The following is a 23,033-nucleotide window of genomic DNA, read 5'->3' as shown; positions in this document are numbered from 1 at the left end:
CGGTCTGCCGCGCAGGCTGGGGGCGCGTGTCGGCGCTGCTGCCCGGGACCGCGGACTGGGCGGCGATGGGCCGTCAGCCGCGTCGTGACCTGGTCGCCGGGCTGACCGTCGCAGTCGTGGCGCTGCCCCTGGCGCTGGGGTTCGGCGTCTCGTCGGGTCTGGGCGCGGCAGCCGGGCTGGCGACCGCGATCGTCGCGGGTGCGCTCGCGGCGCTGCTGGGCGGGTCGAATCTGCAGGTGTCGGGCCCGACCGGCGCGATGACGGTGGTGCTGGTGCCGATCGTGCACCGCTTCGGGCCGGGCGGTGTGCTCACCGTCGGTCTGATCGCCGGCGTGCTGTTGGTGGTTCTGGCCTTGGCGCGTGCCGGCCGCTACGTCCGCTACGTGCCTGCCCCGGTGGTCGAGGGCTTCACCGCAGGCATCGCGGCCGTGATCTTCCTCCAGCAGGTGCCTGCCGCTCTCGGCGTACCCGCCCCGGAAGGGGAGAAGGTAGCCGCGGTCGCCTGGCAGGCGGTCACCGAGTTCGCCGCGAATCCGCGGTGGACCGCAGCAATGCTGGCGCTCGGAGTGGCGGCGGTGATGCTGGTGGGCGCCCGCTGGAAGCCAGGCGTGCCGTTCTCGCTGCTGGCCGTCGCCGCCGTGACCATCACCGCGGCGGTCGCACATCTCGACGTCGCCCGGATCGGGCAGCTGCCCAAGACGCTACCCGCGCCGTCCCTGGAGTTCTTCGACCCGGCCGCGGTGCCGATGCTGCTCACCTCCGCGATCGCCGTCGCCGTTCTCGCCGCGCTGGAGAGCCTGCTGTCGGCCACCGTCGCCGACGGCATGACCGTCGGGCAGCGCCACGACCCCGACCGGGAGCTGTTCGGCCAGGGCATGGCCAACCTGGTCACGCCCCTGTTCGGCGGGGTGCCCGCGACCGCCGCGATCGCGCGCACCGCCGTCAACGTCCGTTCCGGCGCCGGCTCCCGCCTGGCCGCGCTGACCCACGCCGTCGTCCTCGCCGCGATGATGCTCGCCGCCGCGCCGCTGGTCGCGTACATCCCCCTGGCGGCACTCGCCGGGGTGCTGCTGGCCACCGCGATCCGCATGATCGAGGTCGGCTCGCTGCTCGCGCTGGCGCGCTCGACACGCTCAGACGCGGTGCTCATGGTGCTGACCGCCGCCGCGACCCTGGCCCTGGACCTGGTCGCCGCGGTCGGCATCGGACTCGTCCTGGCCGCGTTCCTCGCGGTACGCAAGATCGCCCGCGCGGCGACGCTGGAGCAGGTGCCCCTCGACGTGACCGACCATCATGCCGAGGAGGCGGCGTTGCTGGCCGAGCACATCGTCGCGTACCGCTTCGACGGTCCACTGTTCTTCGCCGCCGCTCACCGGTTCCTGCTGGAGCTGACCGAGGTCGCCGACGTGCGGGTGATCATCCTGCGGATGTCGCGGATCTCCGCGATCGACGGCACCGGGGCCAGTGTGCTGCGCGACGCGATCGAGCGCCTCGAACACCGCGGCATCGCCGTCTACCTGTCAGGGGTGCGCTCGGAGCACGAGCGCGCGCTGGCCGCGATCGGTGTGCTGGACCGGCTTCGCAGCCAGGGCCGCCTGTTCGCGCACACCCCAGACGCGATCATGGCCGCCCGTTCGCTGCTGCACCGGACCGGCGTCATCACCGCCGACCCGGCGCTGAAGGCAGTGTGAGGGCCGGTGCAGCAGCATAGGCGCGCGGCATGGCAGGCCTACCTGGCGATCGCGACGGACCTGCTGCCCGCGCTGCGGCTGGCCACCACCACCGAGACAGTCCTGTCGGAGCAGTTCGCGGCGTTGAGCGAACGCCTGTCAGCAGGCCACCGGTGGTGGGGCGCCGACGGGCACCGGATGACGGCGATCGCGGCCCGCGCCGATGCGATGCACCACTGCGGCGATCACCGCGCGGCGGCGGTCCTGCTACGGGCGCTGGCAGTGCGGCTGTTCGCGATCTCCAGCAGCACGCCCACTGCCTCGTCACGTGACGGCTGCGACCCGCAGTAACCCGCTGGGAAGGCAGCGTCGACCCGTGCATCGAGGGCTCGCGTCTGCTCTGACGCTGCATCGACCGTCGCAGGGCTGATCAATCCGAGGTCGCCGTCGTAGCGGCGGTAGAGCAGGTTGCCGCGGCCGGTGTCGCGATCGGTGTAGAAGACGAACGGCACCGCGGTGGCCGCGAGCCGGCGGGCGGCCTGCGCCGCGTCGAGTACGAACGCTGCGCGGGAGTCGACCCGGATCGCCGGAACGGCCTGCAGCGACGGAGCCGTGTGCTGGCGGGCCAGGCGCAACTGCTCGGACCCGGTGCAGTAGATCACGGCGTCATCGCCGGTGTCGGTGTCGGTGAACAGGTGCGCGTCGTAGTCCATCGCCGACAGCCGCATCGCCGCCTCCGCAGCGGTGGCCACCTGCAGCCGGACCGCCTTCAGCCGGGCGATCGCGGCTTCACCGGGCAGCGCGAGCCTCCGGCGGAACGGCAGCGGCCAGGCGGTCAGGTCCAAGCGCAGCCCCAGGCGGCGAATCTGGCGCTCCAGCCGGTCGATTGCCGCAACAGCGGCGGCCTGCGGGGTGCGGGCGGCGAGCTGGATCCGTGCCGGCTCGCCGCGTACCCGCAGGTTGACCTGCAGGATCGTCGGTCCGGGCGCGCAGTCGCCGGCCGTGAAACGCAGCCGGACCGGCCCGGCGGCGTTGGCGCTCGCGGCGACCACGGCCGCGACTGCCTCGCGGATGATGCTGATGAAAGCGGGATCGAGCTCACCGCGTGTGTGCACGTCGACGCGCACGCCCTGCCGGGGCATGGGCCGGGAGCCCGGGGAAACCATGCCGCCTCCATTCACCGCTTGGTACCAGAACAGGCCGCCCGGCCTGTTCTGGTACCAAGCGTGGTCAGTCGCCGATGGGGAGGTGGCCGAGGTCGGTCCACATGTCGCGCATGGCCGGGTAGGGGCGCTCCGGCAGGGTTTTGATGACCTCGATGACCTCGGGCCGGGCATGGCTGCCGGCGGCGAAGGCCAGCAGCCGGTCACGGGTGGCGGGCCCGGCGGTGAACGCGGCTTCGATGTGGTCGGCGAGCTCGGTGCGGGTGACGGTCACCGGGTTCTCCTCAGGTGTCGGTGTTCGTAGGGTGGCGTGGCCCGCCGCTCGGGGAAGGAGGACGGTTTCAACGGGCCACGCCACGATCATGGGGAGGTGCGGTTCAGCGCAGCCGCTCTTTCAAGCTGTCGAACTCGGTCCACAGAATGCCCGGCAGCTTCTCGCCGAACTGGTTGAACCACTCGGCGATCTGCGGGACTTCCATGGCCCACTCGAGCGGGTCGACGTGCAGTGCCGCGGCCAGGTCGGCGTCGGCGACGTCCAGGCCGTCGGTGTCGATCGCGGCCGGGTACGGGACGAGGCCGATGGGGGTGTCGACGGCGTCGGCGGTGCCTTCGAGGCGTTCGACAACCCATTTGAGTACGCGGGAGTTCTCGCCGTATCCGGGCCACAGGAAACGGCCGTCGTCGCCGCGGCGGAACCAGTTGACCTGGAAGATCTTCGGCAGCTTGTCCGGGTCGGCGTCCTTGCCGAGATCCACCCAGTGGGTGAGGTAGTCCCCGGCGTGGAAGCCGATGAACGGCAACATGGCCATCGGGTCGCGGCGCACGACGCCGACCTGCCCGACGGCGGCGGCGGTGGTCTCGCTGGACAGGGTCGCGCCCATGAACACGCCGTGGATCCAGTCCCGTGACTGGGCGACCAGCGGGACGGTGGTCTTGCGGCGGCCGCCGAACAGGATCGCCGAGATCGGCACGCCGCGCGGGTCGTGGTACTCCGGTGCCAGGATCGGGCACTGGCTGATCGGGGTGCAGAACCGCGAGTTCGGATGGCTGGACGGTGTGCCGGAGTCGAGGGTCCAGTCGTTGCCGTGCCAGTCGGTCAGGTGTGCCGGCGGGGTGCCCATGCCTTCCCACCACACGTCGCCGTCATCGGTCAGCGCGACGTTGGTGAACAGCGAGTTGCCCTGCGCCAGGGTCCGCATGGCGTTGGGGTTGGTGGTGTCGTCGGTGCCGGGCGCGACGCCGAAGAACCCGAACTCCGGATTGACCGCGTACAGACGGCCGTCGTCGCCGAAACGCATCCAGGCGATGTCGTCGCCGAGGGTCTCGACCTTCCAGCCGGGGACGGTCGGCTCGAGCATGGCGAGGTTGGTCTTGCCGCACGCGGACGGGAACGCCGCTGCGACGTAATGGACCTTCTGCTGCGGGGAGGTGAGCTTGAGGATGAGCATGTGCTCGGCCAGCCAGCCCTCATCGCGTGCCATCACAGACGCGATGCGCAGGCTGTAGCACTTCTTGCCCAGCAGCGAGTTGCCGCCGTAGCCGGAGCCGTACGACCAGATCTCGCGGGTCTCGGGGAAATGCGCGATGTACTTGGTGTCGTTGCACGGCCACATCACGTCGGCCTGCCCGGGCGCGAGTGGGGCGCCGACCGAGTGCAGCGCGGGCACGAACTCGGCGTCGTCGCCCATGACCTCCAGGACGGGGGCGCCCATCCGGGTCATGATCTTCATGCTTGCCGCGACGTATGCCGAGTCGGTGATCTCCACGCCGAACTTCGGGTCCTCGGCATCCAGGGGGCCCATGCAGAACGGGATCACGTACATGGTCCGCCCGGCCATGCAGCCGCGGTACAGGCCGGTCATGAGCTGTTTCATCTCGGCCGGGGCCAGCCAGTTGTTGGTCGGCCCGGCATCGTCGGGATCGACGGAGCAGATGAAGGTGCGTTCCTCGACCCGGGCGACGTCCGAAGGGTCGGTGCGGGCCCAGAACGAGTTCGGCTTGAATGCGGGGTTGAGCCGAACGAGGGTGCCGGCGGCGACGAGCTGTTCGGTCAAGTGCTTCCACTCGTCGTCGGAGCCGTCGCACCACACCACCTGCGCCGGGGTGGTCAGCGCGGCCACCTCGGCCACCCATGCCAGCAGCCGCGGATGGGTCGTCGGGGCAGGGGACCGGCCGGCCGTCGTTGCCACAGTCATCGATCTTCTGCCTTTCTGCGTGAGAGCGCCGTGCCGCAGCCCTCAATTAGTTGCTTACTTTAGCAACTCGCTATGTCGTGTAGTCTGGTTCCGTGGCGCGAAAATGTCACACGACCACCAGCCGACCGGCCCAGCAGCCCACCAACTGCCCGGGCGGGTACGGTTTGCTGCAACGAAGGGGGTGGACCGGTGAGCAAACCGCTGTATCAGGCCAAGGCGGAATTCTTCAAAGCGCTCGCGCACCCCGCCCGCATCCGCGTCCTCGAACTGCTCTCCGAGCGGGAGCATGCGGTGGGGGAGATGCTGCCGGAGGTCGGCCTGGAGTCCGCCCACCTTTCCCAGCAGTTGGCCGTCCTGCGCAAGATGAACCTGGTCGTGACCCGCAAGGAAGGCTCGACCGTCTACTACTCCCTGGTCAGCCCGCAGGTGGCCGAGCTGCTCGCCGTCGCCCGCCGGATCCTCACCGAGGTGCTGGCCAACCAGGTCGAGCTGCTCGACGATCTGCGTGCCGCGCAGGCCGGCGTCCGCTAGGCCACGCGGCGCACTGTTTCGCGCCACCCCTGGTCGGGGCGGGCGTGTCAGGCTGGCTTCCCATCTCTCGTGCCTGGCTGACACATCCGACCCACTCTCGCCTGCCCGGCTGCCTGAACACCGCAGGACTACCGGCGGCTGCACGGCGGCGCGTCGGAACCAAGACGGCCATGCCGTCGGCCGGAATCCGTTACGGGCCATCTGGCACGGTAGCCGGGACCTATGGCACGGGTGGGGAGCCCGATTGAGTACGTAGCGTGGAGAGTGCCTGGCCGGCACGGTTCGGTCTCAGCGTTTGCGCCGGCCTCGCCACCGCGAGAGGGGTGTCGACGGTGATGGGCGATGCGATGGGCTGGATGTGGATCTGGCCAGCCATGATCGTGTTCGGCTTGTTGGTGCTGGGCTTTCTGGCGCTGGTGGTCACGCAGTACCGGCCCGGCGGTGCGGTGACCACTCCCCATCCGGACCGCCCACCGGCCCGGACCATCCTCGATGAGCGCTACGCCCGAGGCGAGATCGACGAAGAGGAGTACCGGCGCCGCAAGGGCGAGTTGCCATGACCGTGCGGCCGATCAGCCGCCGCCGGGCTCTCGGCCTGGCCGGCTTGGGTGCGGCGAGTGTCGTGGCAGGGATGACCGGCTGGTTGGTCAACGCCGCACTACCTTTGCGAGGCAGCCGCCTGTCACCGGCGGACACCGGTGAGCCGCTGCGCCAGCCCGAGGTGGTGGCCAGCCGGGACGGAGTCCTGAGTCTGCGTCTGGCCGCCGCCGAGGGGGTGCGGCTGGCGGGCCTCGACACCTCGGCGTGGGGGTACAACGGGACCTCGCCCGGACCGACTTTACGCGTACGGCCAGGTGACCTGCTGCGAGTGCAGCTCCTCAACCAGCTCGGGCAGCCGACGAACCTGCACACTCATGGCCTGAAGGTGTCGCCGCAGGCCAACGGCGACAACCCGTTCATCGCCACCGAGCCCGGGGCGGGGTTCGACTACGAGATCCGGATCCCGCCCGATCATCCTTCCGGCACGTTCTGGTACCACCCGCACCATCACGGGACCGTCGCCGACCAGATCTTCGCCGGACTCGCCGGCGCGCTCCTGGTCGAGGGCGACCTCGACCTACCTGTCACCGGCGACCGGGTGCTGCTGGTCACCGACACCACGCTGGACGCCGGCGGCCACGTCGTGCCGGCCGATGCCATGGCCAGGATGCAGGGCCGAGAAGGGGAGCTGGTACTGGTCAACGGTCAGCACGAGCCGGTCGTGACGGCCTCTGCTGGCAGCGCCGAGCGGTGGCGGGTGATCAACGCTTGCGTATCGCGGGTGCTGGCCCTGCGCTTGGACGGACACCGACTCACCCAGATCGCTCTCGACGGCAGGTTCCTTGCCGCGCCCGTCGACCGCGACCAGGTGGTCCTCGCCCCCGGGAACCGCGTTGATGTGATCGTACGCCCTACGACCAGCGGCCGGTACGCACTGCTGGCCGCACCCTATGATCGCGGCAATGCCACCATGATGGGCGGCAGGGGCATCACGGGCGGCCCACGCGGTCCGGTCACCCTCGCAACCTTGATCGTCACCGGCTCGACCGGCGCCCCGCCGCCGCTGCCCACGGCATTGCCCGCGCCGACCGAGCCACAGGGCCGGGTGACCGGACAGCGCCAGCTCACCCTTGCCATGGGGATGGGCACCGGGATGCGGATGGGCATGGGTATGGGGTTCACGATCGACGGGCGAACCTTCGATCCGGGCCGCGATGACCAGATCGTCACGCCCGGCACGACCGAGGAGTGGACAGTGCTCAACACCAGTCCGATGGATCATCCGTTCCACCTGCACGGTTGGCCCTTCCACGTGGTGGATGCGAGCGCGTTGACGCCGCCGGCCACGACATTGCAGGACGTGGTCCTCGTGCCGGCACACGGCCGGGTCGGCCTGCGCATCCCGTTCACCGGTCACACGGGACGCAGCGTCTACCACTGCCACATCCTCGACCATGAAGATCTTGGCATGATGGGCACCGTCAACGTCCGCGGCTAGGTGGCCAGGCCGACGAGGATGTCGGTTCGGCACACCGCCACGACGGTGGCACTGTCGTAGACCTGTCCCCGCATGGCCGCGAGTACTGTGTCAACCAGCTCTTCTGGCGCGGCGACCGGCACTCCCGAGCTGGCGTGCCACGCGGCTGTGCCGAGCGCCTCGGTTGCCTGGAATCCGTCGTGCCCTGCAGCGTTCATGACCGCCCGCGATCGGATGTCGGCATGGTCGATGCGTCACCGACAGTGTCGCATCGGGCCGAGCGGCCTGCTCGGACTTCGATCGAGCTCGACGCCGGCATCTCGGTCCAGAGGTCAGCGGTCTGACCATGCCTGACCGGTGTCGGGCCGTAGAGGCATCACGAGTCCGTCCGGCCGCAGCATTCGTGTTCTCCCCGGCCGAGGGCTGTCTGGCCGGTGTGATGCTGTCCGTCACCGGCGGCGCATTGCGGGTTCGGTGATACGACCCGGCGGACGGTCCCTGGCCGACCTGGCGGTCGAAACTGCTGGGCGTACACGCGTTCGTGGGGCGGTACGCCGTCCGGCGGGCCGCCCCACGAGGTGGAACTGTCAGGCGTTGATCTGCTCCCGGTCAGGGACCGCCTCGATCGGCGCGAACGGCTGCGTGCGGGGCGTGATCCAGGCGTGGAAGAACCCGGCGACCGACAGCAGGAACATCACCAGCGCCGCCAGGTAGGCCACCAGCGCGGCCTGGCCGGCCTTGACGCCGAACTCGCTGAACCCGTAGGTCGTCAGCAGCAGCCCGCGCAGGGTCTCGCCCTTGAACATGGTCTCGCGCTGGGCGGTGACCTCGGCCAGCTGCTGCTGCAGGTCGGCCAGGTTCGGGTCGTTGTTCTTGGTCGCCTCGGCGACCTGGGCCCGGAGCTGGCTCTGCGGCACGCCGAGGTCGGCGTAGGTCTTGCCGTCGGCGGTGTTCTTCAGGTGCAGGCCGATGAACTGCAGGGCGTAGACCTCGGCCTGCTTGCCGGTGGTGAGCTTCTGGCCGGCGTACTCGACCAGGCCGGGCTGCTGGCGCTCCTCGGGGGTGAGGGTGTCGAGGGTCTTGAAGGTGATGTTCTGCTCGGTCAGCTGCGAGCCGACGTAGTCGTTGGCGAAGTTCGCGTTGGCTTGCAGCACGATGCCGGCGATGGCGAGCAGGACGGCGATGGCCACGCCGCCGAGGCTGAACATCAGGTCGAGGGTTCTGCGCTTCATGATGGTCTCCTTTCGGGGGATCGTTGTCTGCATCAAGAATCCCGTGCGCCCCTGCTGTCACAGCAGAGTTGGAGGACCTGTCGTCTCGGGACTAATGACCTGCTGCCGGACTGCCGTGAGGCCTGTAACCGTGCCGTTGCAGGGTCGGTGCTCGGGCTCAACGCAAGCGGCGACGCCGTGGGCGGAGGTGGGCGCCTTCGCGGCGAGATCGCCGGCAGAGGTAGGAAGGCGGCGACGGACCTGGGCTGCTGCGCGGACGCCTGCCCCGTGCGGCCGTGGTCGCCAGGTGGTGTCGTTCTGGCGCTGTGTAAGGTCAGGGCCTCGGGTTTCGGGCCACGACTGGTCACAGCACGTCGATGACCTCCGCTAGGTCGCGGCGGGGTGTGGGAAATCCTGCCCGACCGGAGCCGACCCGCAGGACCATCTGCGGAACCTCGCGGCGGCCCAGCGCGAGTCGCAGCCTGTCCCGTTCGGAGGGGTCCTCGATCGGCTGAGACAGCATCGAGGCGGCCAGGCCGGCGTCGGTGATGGTGAGCAGGACCCGCTGCAGGGCGATACCGGCCCGGAGCTGGTCGGCCGGAGTGTCACCGGCGGTGCCCAGCACGACGACGAGCGGGTCGGGGTCGAAGTCGCCGCCGGGAACGGCTGCACGGTGGCCGTAGGCACGACGCGGCAGCAGATCGCCGGTCTGCCGGGCCGGACCGCCGGCCGGTGCGGGCACCCCGTCGCGGTCGTCGCGGTCAGGTCGGGTCCAGTTGTGCAGTTCCTCCTGGTAGGCACCGTCGGCAGCCAGTACGGCGTCGGCTGCGCGGACGATCTCTGAGATGACCTCGACGCAGGCGGGGCCGCTGAGGATGTCGGCCCAGGCGCCCTCGGCGCGAGCGGCCTCAGCGATCTGCACCTGGGCGTGGACGGGGACCGGGGCGGGATAGAACGGCTCCCGGTTGCTGAACCGTCGCTCGATCGCGGCGAACAGCGCCTCCTCGGCCGGGGTCGTCTGCCACGCCGCCGTCGGGGTGAGCCGCGCGAGCACCTGCGGACTGCTTGGCTCGGGCAGCAGTTGCACCCGTGCGGCCAGGCCCATGGCGTTCAGCGCAAGGCGGGCGTTGAGGGTCGCGGCGCCGCAGGCGATACGTGCGGCCCAGCCGGTGGGGTCGGCGACCGGCAGGCACCGGGCGGGGTCGAGATGGATCTCGATCGCGCCGCTCTGGTTGCGGAAACGCCATGGCTGGCTGTTGTGCAGGGACGGGGCGCGGACGGCGGCGGCGACGACGTCGCGGAACGCGGTGTCGGTCAGGGTCAGCGCGGTGGTCATGACGATCTCCTGAGTTAGCCCCGGTGGCCGGCTGAAGGCCCGTCCTGATCATCCACGGTGCCGGGCCGCCGGGTGGCGTTTCTGCTGCGTTCGGCCAAAGGAGACGTGCGGGCCGCGCTGTGGCGGCCCGCACGGGCTGGGAGTGTCAAAGGCGGAACACGATCCGCGCGGTGACGGTCGAGGCGAGGACTTCGGCGACGGCGTCGTTGATCTCGTCGAGGTCGCGGATCTCGTACTGCACGGTGGTACGTCCGGCGGCGTGCAGGGCGAACACCTCGGCGAGGTCGGCTCGGGTGCCGACGATGGATCCGATGATCGTCAGTCCGCCGAGGACGGTCTCGAACACCGGCAGCCGCATGATGTTGTCCTTGGGCAGCGACACCAGCACGAGGCGGCCGCCGCGGCGCAGGCTGGCGTGGGCCTGCTCGAGGACGGTGGGGCTGGCGGCGAGCACGACGGCGACGTCGGCGCCGCCCAAGGCATGGATCGCGGCGACGGGGTCGGTGTGCGCGGCGTTGATAGTGTGCGCGGCGCCGAGTTTGCGGGCCAGGGCGAGCTTCTCCTCGGTGACGTCGATGGCGATGGCGTCGCCGCCGAAGATCTGCGCGTACTGCTGAGCCAGGTGGCCCAGCCCGCCGATGCCGAAGATCGCGACCCGTTCGGTGGGGCGCACGCCGGCGACTTTGATCGCCTTGTAGGTGGTGACGCCGGCGCAGGTCAGCGGGGCGGCGTCGAACGGGCTGACGCCTTCAGGGACCTTCACGACGTGGCGGGCGTGCGCGACGGCGAACTCGGCATGCCCGCCGTCGATGCCGTAGCCGGTGTTGCGCTGCGACTCGCACAGCGTCTCGCGTCCGCTGACGCAGTACTCGCAGGTGCCGCAGCTGTAGCCCAGCCACGGCATGGCGACGCGGTCGCCGACGGCGACCTCGGTGACGCCGCGTCCGAGGCGTTCGACGATGCCGACGCCCTCGTGGCCGGGGATGAACGGCAGCGACGGCTTGACGGGCCAGTCGCCGCGGGCGGCGTGGATGTCGGTGTGGCACAACCCGCTGGCCTCCACCCGGACCAGGACCTGGTCGGGGCCGGGCTGGGGGATGGGCACCTCGCCGACGGTCAGCGGGGCGGCGAAGTCGGTGACCACGCAGGCGCGCATGACAGCTCCTTTCCTCATCACCTCTCGGTGGCTTCACCTTTGAGCCTCGTCCGCCGTAAGGTCCTGGTCACGAGACCGTGGACCTGTTCAGCGGGACGTTCGTCCCGATCACGGTCACGGAAGACACGGCTGCGCCCGGCAGGTCCGCCTGCTGGGCGGCACTGCCGGGCGTGTTGCGGCTGACGGTCACGCGGCTGCGACGACGGCTTCGGCCGGGCGCAGGGCCATGCCGGTGGCGGCGTCGAACAGGTAGGCCTGCGCCAGGTCAAGGGTGAGGGTGAGGTCGTCGCCGGCGGTGACGGCGACATCGGGCTCCAGGCGGGCGGTCCACATGGCGGTGAGTTCGGTGTCGGCCGGGCCGGTGGCGGCACGGATCACTTCGGGCACCGGGAACGGCGGCAGGAACAGCACGTTGGTCTCGTCGCCGAGGGCCTCGACCGTGATCGCGGCCACCGTGACATCAGCCTGGCCGGGGGTGCGCCCGGCGGGTCCCAGGGCGCTCGGCCGCAGACCGACGACGACGTCGTGCCCGGCTTCGGTGTTCAGCCCGGCGAGCCTGTCCAGCAGCGTGGCAGGAACCGGCCAGCGGTGCGGGCCGAGAGCCAGGACAGGTCCGTCAGCACCCGGGTCGACCCGGCCCAGAGCGAGGTTCATGGCGGGAGAGCCGATGAAACCGGCGACGAACACGTTGACCGGGTGGTGGTAGAGCTCCTGCGGGGTGCCGACCTGCTGGATGCGCCCGTCGTGGAGCACCGCGATGCGGTCGCCCAGCGTCATGGCCTCGACCTGGTCGTGGGTGACGTACAGGGTGGTGGTGGCGTCGTGCTGGTGCAGGCGCATCAGCTCGCCGCGCATGGCCACCCGCAGCTTCGCGTCGAGGTTTGACAGCGGCTCGTCCATCAGAAGGACCTTGGGGTGGCGGACCATGGCGCGGCCCATCGCCACACGCTGACGCTGCCCGCCCGACAGGGCCGCGGGTTTGCGGTCCAGCAGGGTCTCCAGCGCCAGGACGTGGGCGACCCGTTCGACTTGCACGGCTGCCTGCTCACGGGGGGTGTGGGACATGCGCAGGCTGAACCCGAGGTTCTCGGCGACGGTCATGTGCGGGTACAGGGCGTAGCTCTGGAACACCATCGCGATGTCACGGACCTTCGGTGGCAGGTGCGTCACGTCGGTTCCGTCGATGGCGATGGCGCCGCAGTCGGGGTCTTCGAGCCCGGCGATCAGGCGCAGCAGGGTGGATTTTCCACAGCCCGACGGGCCGACGAGGACCAGGAACTCGCCGTCGCCGACGGTGAGGCTGACCTCGTCCAGCACGGGGCGGGTCGCGTTGGGAAACGTCTTGCTGAGCCGGTCGATGACGACGGTGGCCATGGGGTGTCACCTCTCTGTTCGGTGCCGCATGTGGCGGCGTGGGGTGGAGGGTGCAATGCCACATTGGTCCTGCCCTGACGGTGCGGGGCAGGGCCGTAGGTCACCTGTCGGTGCGTCCTTGTGCCCATGTCGACCGTTGCCGGACGGTGGTCAGGAGGCTGCGCTCGGGTGGGGCGCGCTGTTGAGTGACCGCTTCCAGGTGTTCAGAGCCGTGGGCCGCCGAGCACCCGCACAGCCAGGACCGCGGCTTGGGTACGACGTTCCAGGCCCAGTTTGGCCAGGATGCTGGTGACATAGTTCTTGATCGTCTTTTCGGCCAGGAACATCTTGTCGGCGATCTCGTGGTTGGTCAGACCGTCGGCGATGTGGCCGAGGATGCGCCGCTCCTGCTCGGTGAGCTGTGCCAGCTCCGGCGGAGTGCGCACGCCACGGCGGATGCGTTGCAGGACCTGCGCGGTGACGGCAGGGTCGAGCAGCGACTGCCCGGCGGCGACGCGGCGCACGGCGTCGAGCAGGTCGGTGCCGCGGATCTGCTTGAGGACATATCCGGCGGCCCCAGCCATGATCGCGGCGAACAGGGCCTCGTCGTCCTCGTAGGACGTCAGGATCAGCCCCTGGATGCTGGGATCTGTCGAGCGGATGTCGCGGCAGACGTCGATGCCGTTGCCGTCGGGCAGCCGGGCGTCGAGGATCGCGACGTCGGGGCGCATCGCGGGAATCAGCCGGGCGGCCTCGACGGCCGACCCGGACTCGCCGACGACTTCGATGTCGCCGGGCTGCTGCAGAAGTTCGATGAGCCCGCGGCGGACCACTTCGTGGTCGTCGAGGACGAAGACTCGGATCATGGCGGATTCCTGTTCCGGCCGCTGGTGCTCGCGCGGGTCACTGGTCGGTCTGGTCGATGGTGGCGGTGGCGTCGAACGGCAGCCGTGGCGTGTGTCCCGGCAGGGCGTGCTCAGGGTCGGCGACACCCAGACGCAGCACGAGGTAGGGATACGCGAGGTTGGACAGGATGCGGCGCATCATGGCGCGGGTGCCGTCGATCTCGATGACCTGGCTGAAGGGCAGCACGGCCAGACCTTGCATGGTGGCGTGCAGCCACACCGCCGAGAGGGCCTGCCCGGCACGCAGCCACGCGGCGCGGTCGTCCTCGCTGCCGAACAGCACGACGTAGGTCGAGGCCTTGTCGTGGCCGCCGCCGACCGGGAGGGTGCCGCGGGTGCCGAAGTCGCGCTCGCCGACATCGGTCTCGGGTCGCCGGTCCGGGATGACCTCGGGCGGTAGTCCGGTTCCGGCCGGACGTCCGGGGCCGGTCCAGCGGTGCGTCTCGGCCAGGACGGCGGGTTCGGCCGCGGCGGCGTCCTCGGCGTGCGAGACCGCGACGACGAGGTCGGTGACCTGGTCCGGGGTCAGTCGGTGCAGGTGGACGCCGACAGCGTCGGCGATCCGGCGCAGTTCCTCGACTTGCTCGGCGGTGACCGGGACGTCGACGGTGGGTCGCCGGTCGGTGTGTCGCAGCTGCAGGGCCTGCACAAGCCGCATTGCGTGAGCGGTCACGGGAATGTCGCCCGTGACGGTGACGGTCGCCAGATGCTCCGGCCGGGCCGGGTCGGGCAGTGGCCGCACGGCGACGTCGTAGCCCTCGGCGTGCAGGGCGGCCTGGGCGTGGTGCAGGGCCGCCCCGCAGCTGAGCAGTAGCATCCGCTCACCGGGATCGGTGCCGGGCAGCGCGCGGGTGGTGTCGGCGTACAGGTCGAGCCGGTCGGGGTGGATCTGCCAGTGCCAGGGCTGGGTGTTGTGGATCGAGGGCGCGCGCCGCGCCGCGTCAGCGGCCTCGGCGTAGGCCGCCGCCGCGGGACGGCGGTGCTCGCCAGTGGGCGTGGTCATCGTCTGCCTCCCAGAAGTCGTCTCGTCCAGTGCACGCTGTGCGCCTGGGTCGGGGCTAGGAGCGAAGGGTCCTTCCGGCCGGGACTTTCGACCCTGCCAACGACCTGCCGGCGGGACGGATGCGGGATCTCCGGCGAACGCCGCAGGCGCGGCCCCTGGCGCTGTGGCGCGCCTGCGGGCAACCTTGCTCAGCGCAGGAACCCGTTGTGGCGGACCAGCGCGGTGCGTGCCCACAGCCGCCCCGTGCCCGGTGTGTCTCCGGCGTTGGTCAGTGCCAGGACGGTGAGCACGGCGGCGCGGATGCCGACGCCGATGATCAGCGCGACGCCGATGCCGGCCAGGCCGAGCGTGAACAGCCGGCCGGCCGCAGTGCGGGCGGAACCGTTCCCGCGGGACTAACGTCGCGTGCTTTGCGGGACCGTCGGCACAGCCAGCACGTCGGCCACCGGCCGGCGCGGTGTCGTGCCGGCCGCGACGGCATAGCCGGCGCGCAGCAGGATCTGCGGCGCCGCGCCGCGGTGCAGACCGAGGCGCAGTTGCTCGCGGATCGCAGGCACCTCGACGGGCTGCGACATCAGCGAGGTGGCCAGGCCGTTGGCGGTGGCGGTCAGCAGGACCCGCTGCAGGCCCTGACCGGCCTGCAGATCGTCGAAGGGCGTGTCACCGTACGCGCCGAGGACTGCGACGAACGGGTCGGTCTCGTAGTCACGGCCCGGCGGGCGGGACGGTCCGCCGAAGTCGCGGCGGGTGAGCAGGTCCTGCGGTTCGGGCGTGGGCCCGCCGGCACCGCGCGGCACCCCGTCCGGGCTCGGCTGGTCGCGAATCCAGGAGGCGAGTTCTGCCTGGTAGCCGGGAGTGGCCAGTAGCAGCTGGTCGGCGGCGTGGACGAGCTCGGCGACCATGTCCTGCGCGACCGGTCCCACGATCAGATCGAGCCAGCACTGCTCGACGCGCGCCGCGTCGACCAGCCTGGCCCGCACGGTCAGCGGGATGGCAGTGTCCATGAACGGGCCGCGGTTGCTGTGTCTGCGCTCGATCGCGGCGTGGAGTTCCTCATCGCCGGGTGTGGCGGAATGCGGGCCGGTCACGTGGATCCGGGCCACGTGCAGCGCATCGGCGGCATCCGGTTGCAGGACCGTCTCGCTCGCCCAGCCCAGATGCGCCAGAGCGACGCGGGCGTTGAAGACGGCTGCACCGCATGACAGGCGCAGCGCCCGCCCGTCGGGATCGGCGACGGGCAGCTGCCGGTCCGGGTCGGCGTAGACGTCGATGTTGTCGATGCCGAGACGGAACCGCCACGGCTGGGTGTTGTGCACCGACGGCGCCCGCACGGCGGCGCGCACCGCCGCCGGCAGGGCTGTCCGCAGGGCTGCTCGCGTCATCATGCCCTCCACTGTCGCCTCTGAAGGAACACCTGTTCAGTGCCATTGGTCCTGATATCGCGGGACCTCACCGCCGACGACAGGGGTCGATCATGCAGGCGGACGTTGTAGTACCCGGCGCGTCGACCACGTCCAGCGCAGTCAGCGGATGACGGCCACCGGGCAGTGGGCGTGGTGCAACAGCGCCTGACTGACCGAGTTCAGCAGCACGCCCGCGGCGCCGGCATGCCCCCGGCTGCCGACCACGACGACTCCGGCCTCGGCAGACTCGCGAACCAGCGCGGAGCCCGTCGCACCGGTGCGGATCAGCCGCCGGACCACCCGCACCTGGGGGTAGCGGTGCCGCGCCGCGGCCAACGCGTCATCGAGCAGCAGCTGAGCCGCGGCCTCCGGCGCCGACCGGTCATGCTCGCCGCACGCGTCACCGCCAGGTGCATCCATCGAGGCCCAGCAGTGCACTGCCACCAGCTCGACGCCGCGCGCGTGGGCGTGCTCGAACGCCGCCTGGACAACCTCGGCGCAGGCCGGCGCGGCGTCGACGCCGACCAGGACCGGGGCGTCGCCTGGGGGCTGCTCGTGCCCGGGTGGGCGGATGACGAGCACGGGGCTGTGCGCGTGTGCGGCGACCTGGGCGCTGACCGAGCCCAGCAGCAGCTCGGCGAACCCACCGACGCCGCGGCAGCCGACCACGGTCAGCCGCGCGGTGCGGGAGGCGTCGATGAGCACAGGTGCGGGACGGCCGACGACGACGTGGGTGTCGACGTCCAGGCCGTCGTGCGCGGCGCGGAGCCGGGCGGCCTGCCGTTCGAGCAGGTCCCGCGCTTCGGGCAAGGCCGCGGCGTAGGCGTCCAGCCACAGGCTGGGCCCGAACGCCGGCGGGCTGGCGAACGCGTGCACGAGGCTCAGCCCGGCGCCGACGCGTCGGGCCTCGCGCAGTGCGGCCTCGACGGCCGGGGCGGTGCCGGTCAGATCGTCGACCCCGACCAGCACCCGCCCCGTGACGTCCGTGGACATGATGTGCCACCTTCCTTGTGTGACGGCCGGTTCAGCGGCGCGTCGGTGCCCAGTCGCGGATCTCGGGCAGGTCCTGGCCGGTCTGGCGGATGTATGCGGTGTGCTCGGTGCGCTTGTCGACCATCGCCTGGCGCAGCGCCGCGGCCTTGCGGGCCAGGCCGGGCACCCGGTCGATGACGTCGATGACCAGGTGGAACCGGTCCATGTCGTTGCGGACCAGCATGTCGAACGGTGTGGTGGTGGTGCCCTCCTCCTTGTAGCCGCGCACGTGCAGGTGCTCGTGGCCGTGGCGACGGTAGGTGAGCCGGTGGATCAGCCACGGGTAGCCGTGGTAGGCGAAGATGACCGGCCGGTCGGTGGTGAAGATGGCGTCGTACTCGGCGTCGGGCAGGCCGTGGGGGTGCTCGGTCTGCGGCTGGAGCCGCATCAGGTCGACCACGTTCACCACGCGTACCCGCAGCTGGGGCAGGTGCTCGCGCAGCAGGTCCGCGGCGGCGAGGATCTCCATGGTGGGCACGTCGCCGGCGGCGGCGAGGACCACGTCGGGGTCGCCGTCGTCGTCGGCCGCCCACGGCCAGATGCCCAGGCCGCGGGTGCAGTGCGCGACGGCCTCGTCGATGTCGAGGAACGTCGGCGCGGGCTGCTTGCCGGCCACGACGACGTTGATGTAGTCGCGGCTGCGCAGGCAGTGGTCGGCCACCGACAGCAGGGTGTTGGCGTCCGGCGGCAGGTACACCCTGATGACGTCGGCCTTCTTGTTGACGACGTGGTCGATGAACCCGGGGTCCTGGTGGGAGAAGCCGTTGTGGTCCTGGCGCCACACGTGCGAGGTCAGCAGGTAGTTCAACGACGGGATCGGCTTGCGCCAGTCCAGCTCGCGGCTGACCTTCAGCCACTTGGCGTGCTGGTTGACCATCGAGTCGACGATGTGTACGAACGCCTCGTAGCAGGAGAACAGGCCGTGTCGGCCGGTCAGCAGGTAGCCCTCCAGCCAGCCCTGGCAGGTGTGCTCGGACAGGATCTCCATGACCCGCCCGTGCGGGTCCAGATGCAGGTCGGTGTCGACGGTCCGGGCGTGCCACGCCTTGCCGGTGACGTCGAGCACGGCGCCGAGCCGGTTGGACTCGGTCTCGTCCGGGCCGACGATCCGGAAGTTGCGGTAGGCGGCGTTGGCGGCCATCACGTCGCGCACCCAGGAGCCCAGCACTCTGGTCGGCTCGGCGAGCGGGCCGGGCTTGACGCCGTACGCCCGAAAGTCGGGCAGTTCCAGGTCGCGGACAAGATGCCCGCCGTTGGTGTGCGGGTTGGCGCCCATGCGCAGCTGCCCGGCGGGCAGCCACCCGACGACCTCCGGGCGTGGCGCGCCGGTGGCGTCGAACAGCTCGTCGGGCCGATAGGAGCGCATCCAGTCGGCGAGCAGCGCCAGGTGGTCGTTGTCGTCGCGGGCGGCCGACAGCGGCACCTGGTGGGCGCGCCAGGTTCCCTCGACCGGCACGCCGTCGACGTGCTTCGGCCCGGTCCAGCCCTTCGGGGTGCGCAGCACGATCATCGGCCACCGCGGCCGGTCGCGGAGTACGCCGGTGCGGGCGTCGGCCTGGATCGCGGCGATCTCGTCGCAGACCGTGTCGAGGGTCGCGGCCAGCAGCTGGTGCACGGCCGCCGGGTCGTCGCCCTCGACGAGGTAGGGCTTGTGCCCGTAGCCGGTCAGCAGCGCCGTCAGCTCCTCGTCGGACAGCCGGGCCAGCACCGTCGGGTTGGCGATCTTGTAGCCGTTGAGGTGCAGGATCGGCAGCACCGCCCCGTCGCCGACCGGGTCGAGGAACTTGTTGGAGTGCCACGACGCCGCCAGCGGGCCGGTCTCGGCCTCGCCGTCGCCGATGACGCACGCGACGAGCAGGCCCGGGTTGTCCAGGGCGGCGCCGTAGGCGTGGGACAAGCTGTAGCCCAGCTCGCCGCCCTCGTGGATCGATCCGGGTGTCTCCGGCGCGACGTGGCTGGGGATGCCGCCGGGGAACGAGAACTGCCGGAACAGCCGGCCCATGCCGCGCTCGTCGAGGCTGACGTGCGGATACGTCTCGCTGTAGGTGCCCTCCAGCCAGGTGTTGGCGACCAGGCCGGGGCCGCCGTGGCCGGGACCGGTGATGTAGATGGTCTCCTGGCCGCGCCCGGCGATGATCCGGTTCAGGTGCGTGTAGAGCAGGTTCAGGCCGGGGGTGGTGCCCCAGTGGCCGAGCAGGCGCGGCTTGACGTGTTCGGGCAGCAGCGGCTCGGTCAGCAGCGGGTTGGCCATCAGGTAGATCTGCCCGACGGACAGGTAGTTGGCGGCTCGCCAGTGCGCGTCGATGCGTGCGAGCTCCTGCGCGCCCAGCGGGGCGCCCTGTGCGATATGCATGTTCATCAGCGTGGCCGGTGTGACGGGTGGGGTGTAGGGCCTGCATGCCCTGCCGCTTCGGGACCTTCGGCCCCCTCCGCGACATTCGGGCTGGCCGGGGGCGGGGCTCGCCGTCGGCGCGGTCACCAGGTCGGGACTTTCGGCCCGGGCATCGTGCCCCAGCGGCCTGTGCGCGTCGGGGCGATCTGCTCTTTGCGGCAGGTACGCAACGGCGAGAGCCTTGGAACCATGGCCCTCACCGAGACACCCGCCACATTCGCCGGGCAGAGGCCGGCCGGCCTCACCGCCGGCGAAGCCGCGGCGCGGTTGGCGCAGGACGGCCCGAACGCCGTCGCGCCCCCGCGTCCGCCCCGTCTGCTGCGGCGGGTACTGGCGCAGCTGGCCGACCCGCTCGTGTCGCTGCTGCTGGTCGCCGGGGCGGTGACCGGCATTCTCGGGGACTGGGCCGACACGGCGATCATCGCAGTGGTCGTGTGCCTCAACACCGCCATCGGCGTCGCACAGCAGGTCCGCGCGGACAAGGCAGTCGCCGCGCTGGACACCCTCACGGCGCCGACCGCCCGGGTCACCCGCGACGGCACCGAACTCGTCGTGCCCGCCGCCGACCTGGTCCGCGGCGATGCGGTACGGGTCGAGGCCGGTGACATCGTGCCCGCCGACCTGCTGCTGCACGACGCACACCGGTGCCAGGCCGACGAAGCAGCCCTGACCGGCGAGTCCGTGCCCGTGACCCGTGACGCGGGCGACGAACTGTCCGCGGGGACGGTGCTGGTCACCGGCCGCGCCGCAGGCACGGTGATGCGCACCGGCGCGCGCAGCGCCCTGGGCCGCATCGCCGAGCTTGTCGCGACCACCCACGCCGGACCGACCCCGCTGCAGAAGCGCCTCACCCGGCTCAGCCGTGTCCTCGGCGCGCTCGCGGTCGCGTTGTGCCTGGTCGTGTTCGTTGCGGGGCTGGCCGCAGGCAGGCCGCTGCTGTTGATGGCCCTGACCGCGGTCAGCCTGGTCGTCGCCGCGGTCCCGGAGTCGCTGCCCGCCGTGGTGACCCTGTCGCTGGCCCTGGGCGCCCGCCGGATGGCCCGCCGCCGGGCGATCCCACGCAACCTGCACGCGGTCGAGACGATGGGGTCGGTGACCGTCGTCGCGTCCGACAAGACCGGCACCATGACCGAGGGCCGGATGACCGTGCGCCGGGCCGTCGCGCCCGGTGCCGACGTCGCGGTCACCGGCATCGGCTACGAACCCGCCGGGCAGATCACCGGCACCGCCGCACCGCTGCGGCAGCCGTTGCTCGACCTGGCCCGCGCCGGGCTGCTCTGCTCCGACGCCGCAGTCCTGCCACCGGCACCCGACCGGCCGGCGTGGGCCGCGGTCGGCGACCCGCTCGAAGCCGCCCTGGTCACGTTCGCGGCTCGCTGCGGCCTGGACCCCGACACGGTGCGGGCGAACGCACCCCGCTGGGCCGAACACCCGTTCGATCAGGCCACCCGGCAGATGACCACCGTCCACCGCGACGGCGACACCTACCTGACCATCTGCAAAGGCGCACCCGAAAGCGTCCTCGGCGCGCCCGTCGTCGACCCGGCGGACCCGCACCTGGCCGCCATCCGCCAAGCCGCCGCGGACCTGGCCGCCTCAGGTCTTCGCGTGCTCGCGATCGCAGCAGGCACCACGGCCGAGCCGACCAACCCGATCGCGCCGACCGGACTACGGCCCCTCGGCGTCATCGGCATCGAGGACCCCCTACGGCCTTCCGCCGCTACGACAGCCGCCGAGTTCACCCAGGCCGGCATCCGGCTCATGCTGATCACCGGTGACCACCCCGGCACCGCAGCGCACATCGCCGCCCAGATCGGCATCTGGCAGCCCGGCGACCCGATCGCCACCGGCGACCAGCCGGCGCAGGCCCACCAGGTGCGGGTGTTCGCCCGCACCCAGCCCGAGCAGAAGCTCGACATCATCGCCGAACTCCAGCACCACGGCCACGTCGTCGCGATGACCGGCGACGGCGTCAACGACGCTCCCGCGCTCACCCGCGCCGACATCGGCGTGGCGATGGGCGGCGGCACCGAGGTCGCCCGCCAGGCCGCCGACCTCGTCCTGGTCGACGACAACCTTGCCACCGTCAGCCACGCCGTGGCCGAAGGCCGCCGGGTGTACGACAACATCCGCCGCTTCCTGCGCTACGGCCTGGCCGGCGGGGCCGCCGAACTGGCCGTCATGCTCATCGGCCCGCTGCTCGGACTGGGCCTGCCGCTGCTGCCCGGCCAGATCCTGTGGATCAACCTGCTCACCCACGGCCTGCCCGGCGTCGCCCTGGGCGCCGAACCCGCCGAACCCGACGTGCTGCGCCGACCGCCGCGCCCGCCCGACGAGCAGATCCTCGGCGACGGACTGCTGCGCGACGTCCTTGCCCTCGGCGCGCTGCTGACCGCCGTCACCATCGGCACCGGCCTGTACGCCGCAGCCGCCGGCTGGCCCTGGCAGAGCATGGTCTTCGTCGTGCTCGGCCTCGCCCAGCTCGGCATCGCCCTGGCATCACGCGCCACCCGACCACGCGGGACCCGCTGGGCCAACCCCGGCCTGCTCGCCGCCGTCGCCCTGTCGGCACTCGCCCAGCTCGCCGCAGTCGTGATCCCGGCCCTGCGCGCCCTGCTGGGCACAGCACCGCTCAACGCCACCCAGCTCGCCTTCTGCGCCGCAGCCGCCCTGCTGCCCGGGACGCTCGCCGTCATCTGGCGGACAGCCCTCCAGCGCCGCCGAGACCGTCGATAATTCATACGGACAGGAGCCACTCATGGACAGCCAGGAACGGCAGACACGGCGCGACATCGTGGTGGGCGTCGACGGATCAGCCGCCGCGCTGTCCGCTGTGCGGCTCGCCGCGCACGAGGCAGCCCGCCGCGGCCGCAACCTGCGGATCGTGCACGCCTTCATCTGGCCGCTGATGCACGTCAACGTCGGCGCATCGCAGGCCGTGCCCGAAGGCGGCCTGCAACACGACGCCGAGCGCCTGCTCGCCGAAGCCGCCGCGACCGCCACCGCGGCTCAGCCCGACGTCACCGCCACGACCGACCTCGTCACCGGCGCCCCCGCGTCGGTGCTGCTCGCCGCGGCACGTGACGCCGAACTGCTGGTCCTCGGCGACCGCGGCCTCGGCGGATTCACCGGCCTGCTGCTGGGCTCGGTCGCCGTTCAGGTCACCGCACACAGCACCACACCGGTCCTCGTCGCCCGCGGCGAGCAACACGCCGGCGGCCCGATCGTCGTGGGTGTCGACGACTCGCCCGCCGGCGCGGCGGCGATCGAGGCCGCATTCGTCACCGCCGAGCAGCGCCACGCAGAACTGCTGGCCGTACGCACCTGGACCTACCCGGTGGCGGCCACGCTCTACACCCCGCCGGTGCCGGCCGACTGCGGACCGGTCGAGGACGCCGAAAGGCTCGTCCTGGCCGACGCCGTGGCCGCGGTTTCGGCGCGCCACCCCAAGGTCGAGGTGCGTGAAAAGCTGGAATGCGGCGGGCCCGGACGCACTCTCGTGCAGCTCAGCGAACTGGCGCAACTGATCGTCGTCGGTGCCAGAGGACGCGGCGGATTCGCCGGACTGCTGCTGGGCTCGGTCAGCCAGCAGGTCCTGCACCACGCTGCCTGCCCCGTCCTGGTGGTTCCGGACCCGCGACACGATCGCACGCCGTGACCGTTGTC

The 23,033-nt window shown here is 71.4% G+C and carries 20 protein-coding genes; 7 read left to right on the top strand and 13 right to left on the bottom strand.

Annotated features, from left to right (window positions below):
• The first annotated feature begins 65 nt into the window (after positions 1 to 65).
• Together AB0B35_RS28670 and AB0B35_RS28665 are read left to right on the top strand one after the other, a co-directional pair.
• Positions 66 to 1,691 (top strand): SulP family inorganic anion transporter, encoded by a 1,626-nt coding sequence (locus tag AB0B35_RS28670; RefSeq protein WP_361050996.1) that lies wholly within the window; start codon positions 66 to 68, stop codon positions 1,689 to 1,691.
• A gap of 6 nt (positions 1,692 to 1,697) precedes the next feature.
• Positions 1,698 to 2,021, top strand: coding sequence for a hypothetical protein (locus AB0B35_RS28665; RefSeq protein WP_360537520.1), 324 nt, complete (start codon positions 1,698 to 1,700; stop codon positions 2,019 to 2,021).
• Here AB0B35_RS28665 and AB0B35_RS28660 read toward each other — a convergent pair.
• From AB0B35_RS28660 to AB0B35_RS28650, 3 genes are all read right to left on the bottom strand, one after another.
• Entirely contained in the window at positions 1,916 to 2,836 is a 921-nt protein-coding gene (locus tag AB0B35_RS28660; protein ID WP_361050913.1) for a sigma 54 modulation/S30EA ribosomal C-terminal domain-containing protein, read from the bottom strand. The genes AB0B35_RS28665 and AB0B35_RS28660 overlap by 106 nt on opposite strands.
• A gap of 64 nt (positions 2,837 to 2,900) precedes the next feature.
• Positions 2,901 to 3,107: a DUF2795 domain-containing protein gene (locus AB0B35_RS28655; RefSeq protein ID WP_361050910.1), complete on the bottom strand. Its 207-nt coding sequence runs from the start codon at positions 3,105 to 3,107 to the stop codon at positions 2,901 to 2,903.
• Between the two features lie 103 nt (positions 3,108 to 3,210).
• Entirely contained in the window at positions 3,211 to 5,028 is a 1,818-nt protein-coding gene (locus AB0B35_RS28650; protein ID WP_361050907.1) for a phosphoenolpyruvate carboxykinase (GTP), read from the bottom strand.
• Positions 5,029 to 5,217: 189 nt separating this feature from the next.
• Here AB0B35_RS28650 and AB0B35_RS28645 point away from each other — a divergent pair, with 189 nt between their 5' ends.
• The 3 genes from AB0B35_RS28645 (at position 5,218) to AB0B35_RS28635 (ending at position 7,597) form a co-directional block, all read left to right on the top strand.
• A complete protein-coding gene (locus AB0B35_RS28645; RefSeq protein ID WP_361050904.1) occupies positions 5,218 to 5,559 on the top strand; it encodes a metalloregulator ArsR/SmtB family transcription factor in 342 nt (113 codons plus the stop codon).
• Positions 5,560 to 5,882: 323 nt separating this feature from the next.
• A complete protein-coding gene (locus AB0B35_RS28640) occupies positions 5,883 to 6,119 on the top strand; it encodes an SHOCT domain-containing protein (protein ID WP_361050901.1) in 237 nt (78 codons plus the stop codon).
• The gene (locus AB0B35_RS28635) at positions 6,116 to 7,597 is read left to right on the top strand and encodes a multicopper oxidase family protein (RefSeq protein ID WP_361050898.1); all 1,482 of its coding nucleotides are present in this window, start codon (positions 6,116 to 6,118) and stop codon (positions 7,595 to 7,597) included. The genes AB0B35_RS28640 and AB0B35_RS28635 overlap by 4 nt, the downstream gene beginning before the upstream one ends.
• Here AB0B35_RS28635 and AB0B35_RS28630 read toward each other — a convergent pair.
• The 10 genes from AB0B35_RS28630 to AB0B35_RS28585 all read right to left on the bottom strand — a co-directional run bounded on the left by AB0B35_RS28630 (position 7,594) and on the right by AB0B35_RS28585 (position 19,334).
• A complete protein-coding gene (locus tag AB0B35_RS28630; RefSeq protein ID WP_361050895.1) occupies positions 7,594 to 7,794 on the bottom strand; it encodes a hypothetical protein in 201 nt (66 codons plus the stop codon). The two genes, AB0B35_RS28635 and AB0B35_RS28630, sit on opposite strands and share 4 nt — an antisense overlap.
• Before the next feature lie 369 nt (positions 7,795 to 8,163).
• On the bottom strand, positions 8,164 to 8,808 hold the full coding sequence (locus tag AB0B35_RS28625) for a hypothetical protein (protein ID WP_361050892.1): 645 nt from the start codon (positions 8,806 to 8,808) through the stop codon (positions 8,164 to 8,166).
• Positions 8,809 to 9,151: 343 nt separating this feature from the next.
• A complete protein-coding gene (locus tag AB0B35_RS28620; RefSeq protein WP_361050889.1) occupies positions 9,152 to 10,123 on the bottom strand; it encodes a nitroreductase in 972 nt (323 codons plus the stop codon).
• A 145-nt stretch (positions 10,124 to 10,268) separates the two neighbouring features.
• On the bottom strand, positions 10,269 to 11,279 hold the full coding sequence (locus tag AB0B35_RS28615) for a zinc-dependent alcohol dehydrogenase (protein ID WP_361050886.1): 1,011 nt from the start codon (positions 11,277 to 11,279) through the stop codon (positions 10,269 to 10,271).
• Between the two features lie 186 nt (positions 11,280 to 11,465).
• The gene (locus AB0B35_RS28610) at positions 11,466 to 12,653 is read right to left on the bottom strand and encodes an ABC transporter ATP-binding protein (RefSeq protein ID WP_361050883.1); all 1,188 of its coding nucleotides are present in this window, start codon (positions 12,651 to 12,653) and stop codon (positions 11,466 to 11,468) included.
• Between the two features lie 203 nt (positions 12,654 to 12,856).
• Positions 12,857 to 13,498: a response regulator transcription factor gene (locus tag AB0B35_RS28605; protein WP_361050880.1), complete on the bottom strand. Its 642-nt coding sequence runs from the start codon at positions 13,496 to 13,498 to the stop codon at positions 12,857 to 12,859.
• A gap of 37 nt (positions 13,499 to 13,535) precedes the next feature.
• Positions 13,536 to 14,540 carry a nitroreductase gene (locus tag AB0B35_RS28600; protein WP_360532153.1) on the bottom strand — a complete coding sequence of 335 codons (1,005 nt, stop codon included), beginning with the start codon at positions 14,538 to 14,540 and terminating at the stop codon, positions 13,536 to 13,538.
• A gap of 395 nt (positions 14,541 to 14,935) precedes the next feature.
• A complete protein-coding gene (locus tag AB0B35_RS28595) occupies positions 14,936 to 15,922 on the bottom strand; it encodes a nitroreductase (protein ID WP_361050878.1) in 987 nt (328 codons plus the stop codon).
• A gap of 141 nt (positions 15,923 to 16,063) precedes the next feature.
• Positions 16,064 to 16,936 (bottom strand): universal stress protein, encoded by an 873-nt coding sequence (locus tag AB0B35_RS28590; RefSeq protein WP_361050875.1) that lies wholly within the window; start codon positions 16,934 to 16,936, stop codon positions 16,064 to 16,066.
• Positions 16,937 to 16,967: 31 nt separating this feature from the next.
• Complete coding sequence (locus tag AB0B35_RS28585; protein ID WP_361050872.1) at positions 16,968 to 19,334, bottom strand: phosphoketolase family protein; 2,367 nt, start codon at positions 19,332 to 19,334, stop codon at positions 16,968 to 16,970.
• Positions 19,335 to 19,556: 222 nt separating this feature from the next.
• Between AB0B35_RS28585 and AB0B35_RS28580 the strand changes: the two genes are divergently transcribed.
• Both AB0B35_RS28580 and AB0B35_RS28575 read left to right on the top strand, forming a co-directional pair.
• Positions 19,557 to 22,103, top strand: a complete 2,547-nt coding sequence (locus tag AB0B35_RS28580) for a cation-transporting P-type ATPase (protein ID WP_361050869.1) — start codon at positions 19,557 to 19,559, stop codon at positions 22,101 to 22,103.
• A gap of 22 nt (positions 22,104 to 22,125) precedes the next feature.
• Positions 22,126 to 23,025, top strand: a complete 900-nt coding sequence (locus tag AB0B35_RS28575; protein WP_361050866.1) for a universal stress protein — start codon at positions 22,126 to 22,128, stop codon at positions 23,023 to 23,025.
• Positions 23,026 to 23,033 lie beyond the last annotated feature (8 nt).

This window comes from Catellatospora sp. NPDC049133 (assembly GCF_040648455.1).
In the GTDB taxonomy this organism is placed as follows: domain Bacteria; phylum Actinomycetota; class Actinomycetes; order Mycobacteriales; family Micromonosporaceae; genus Catellatospora; species Catellatospora aurea.
The sequence above is the reverse complement of the archived record's forward strand: the minus strand, read 5'-3'. Positions and strand labels throughout refer to the sequence as shown.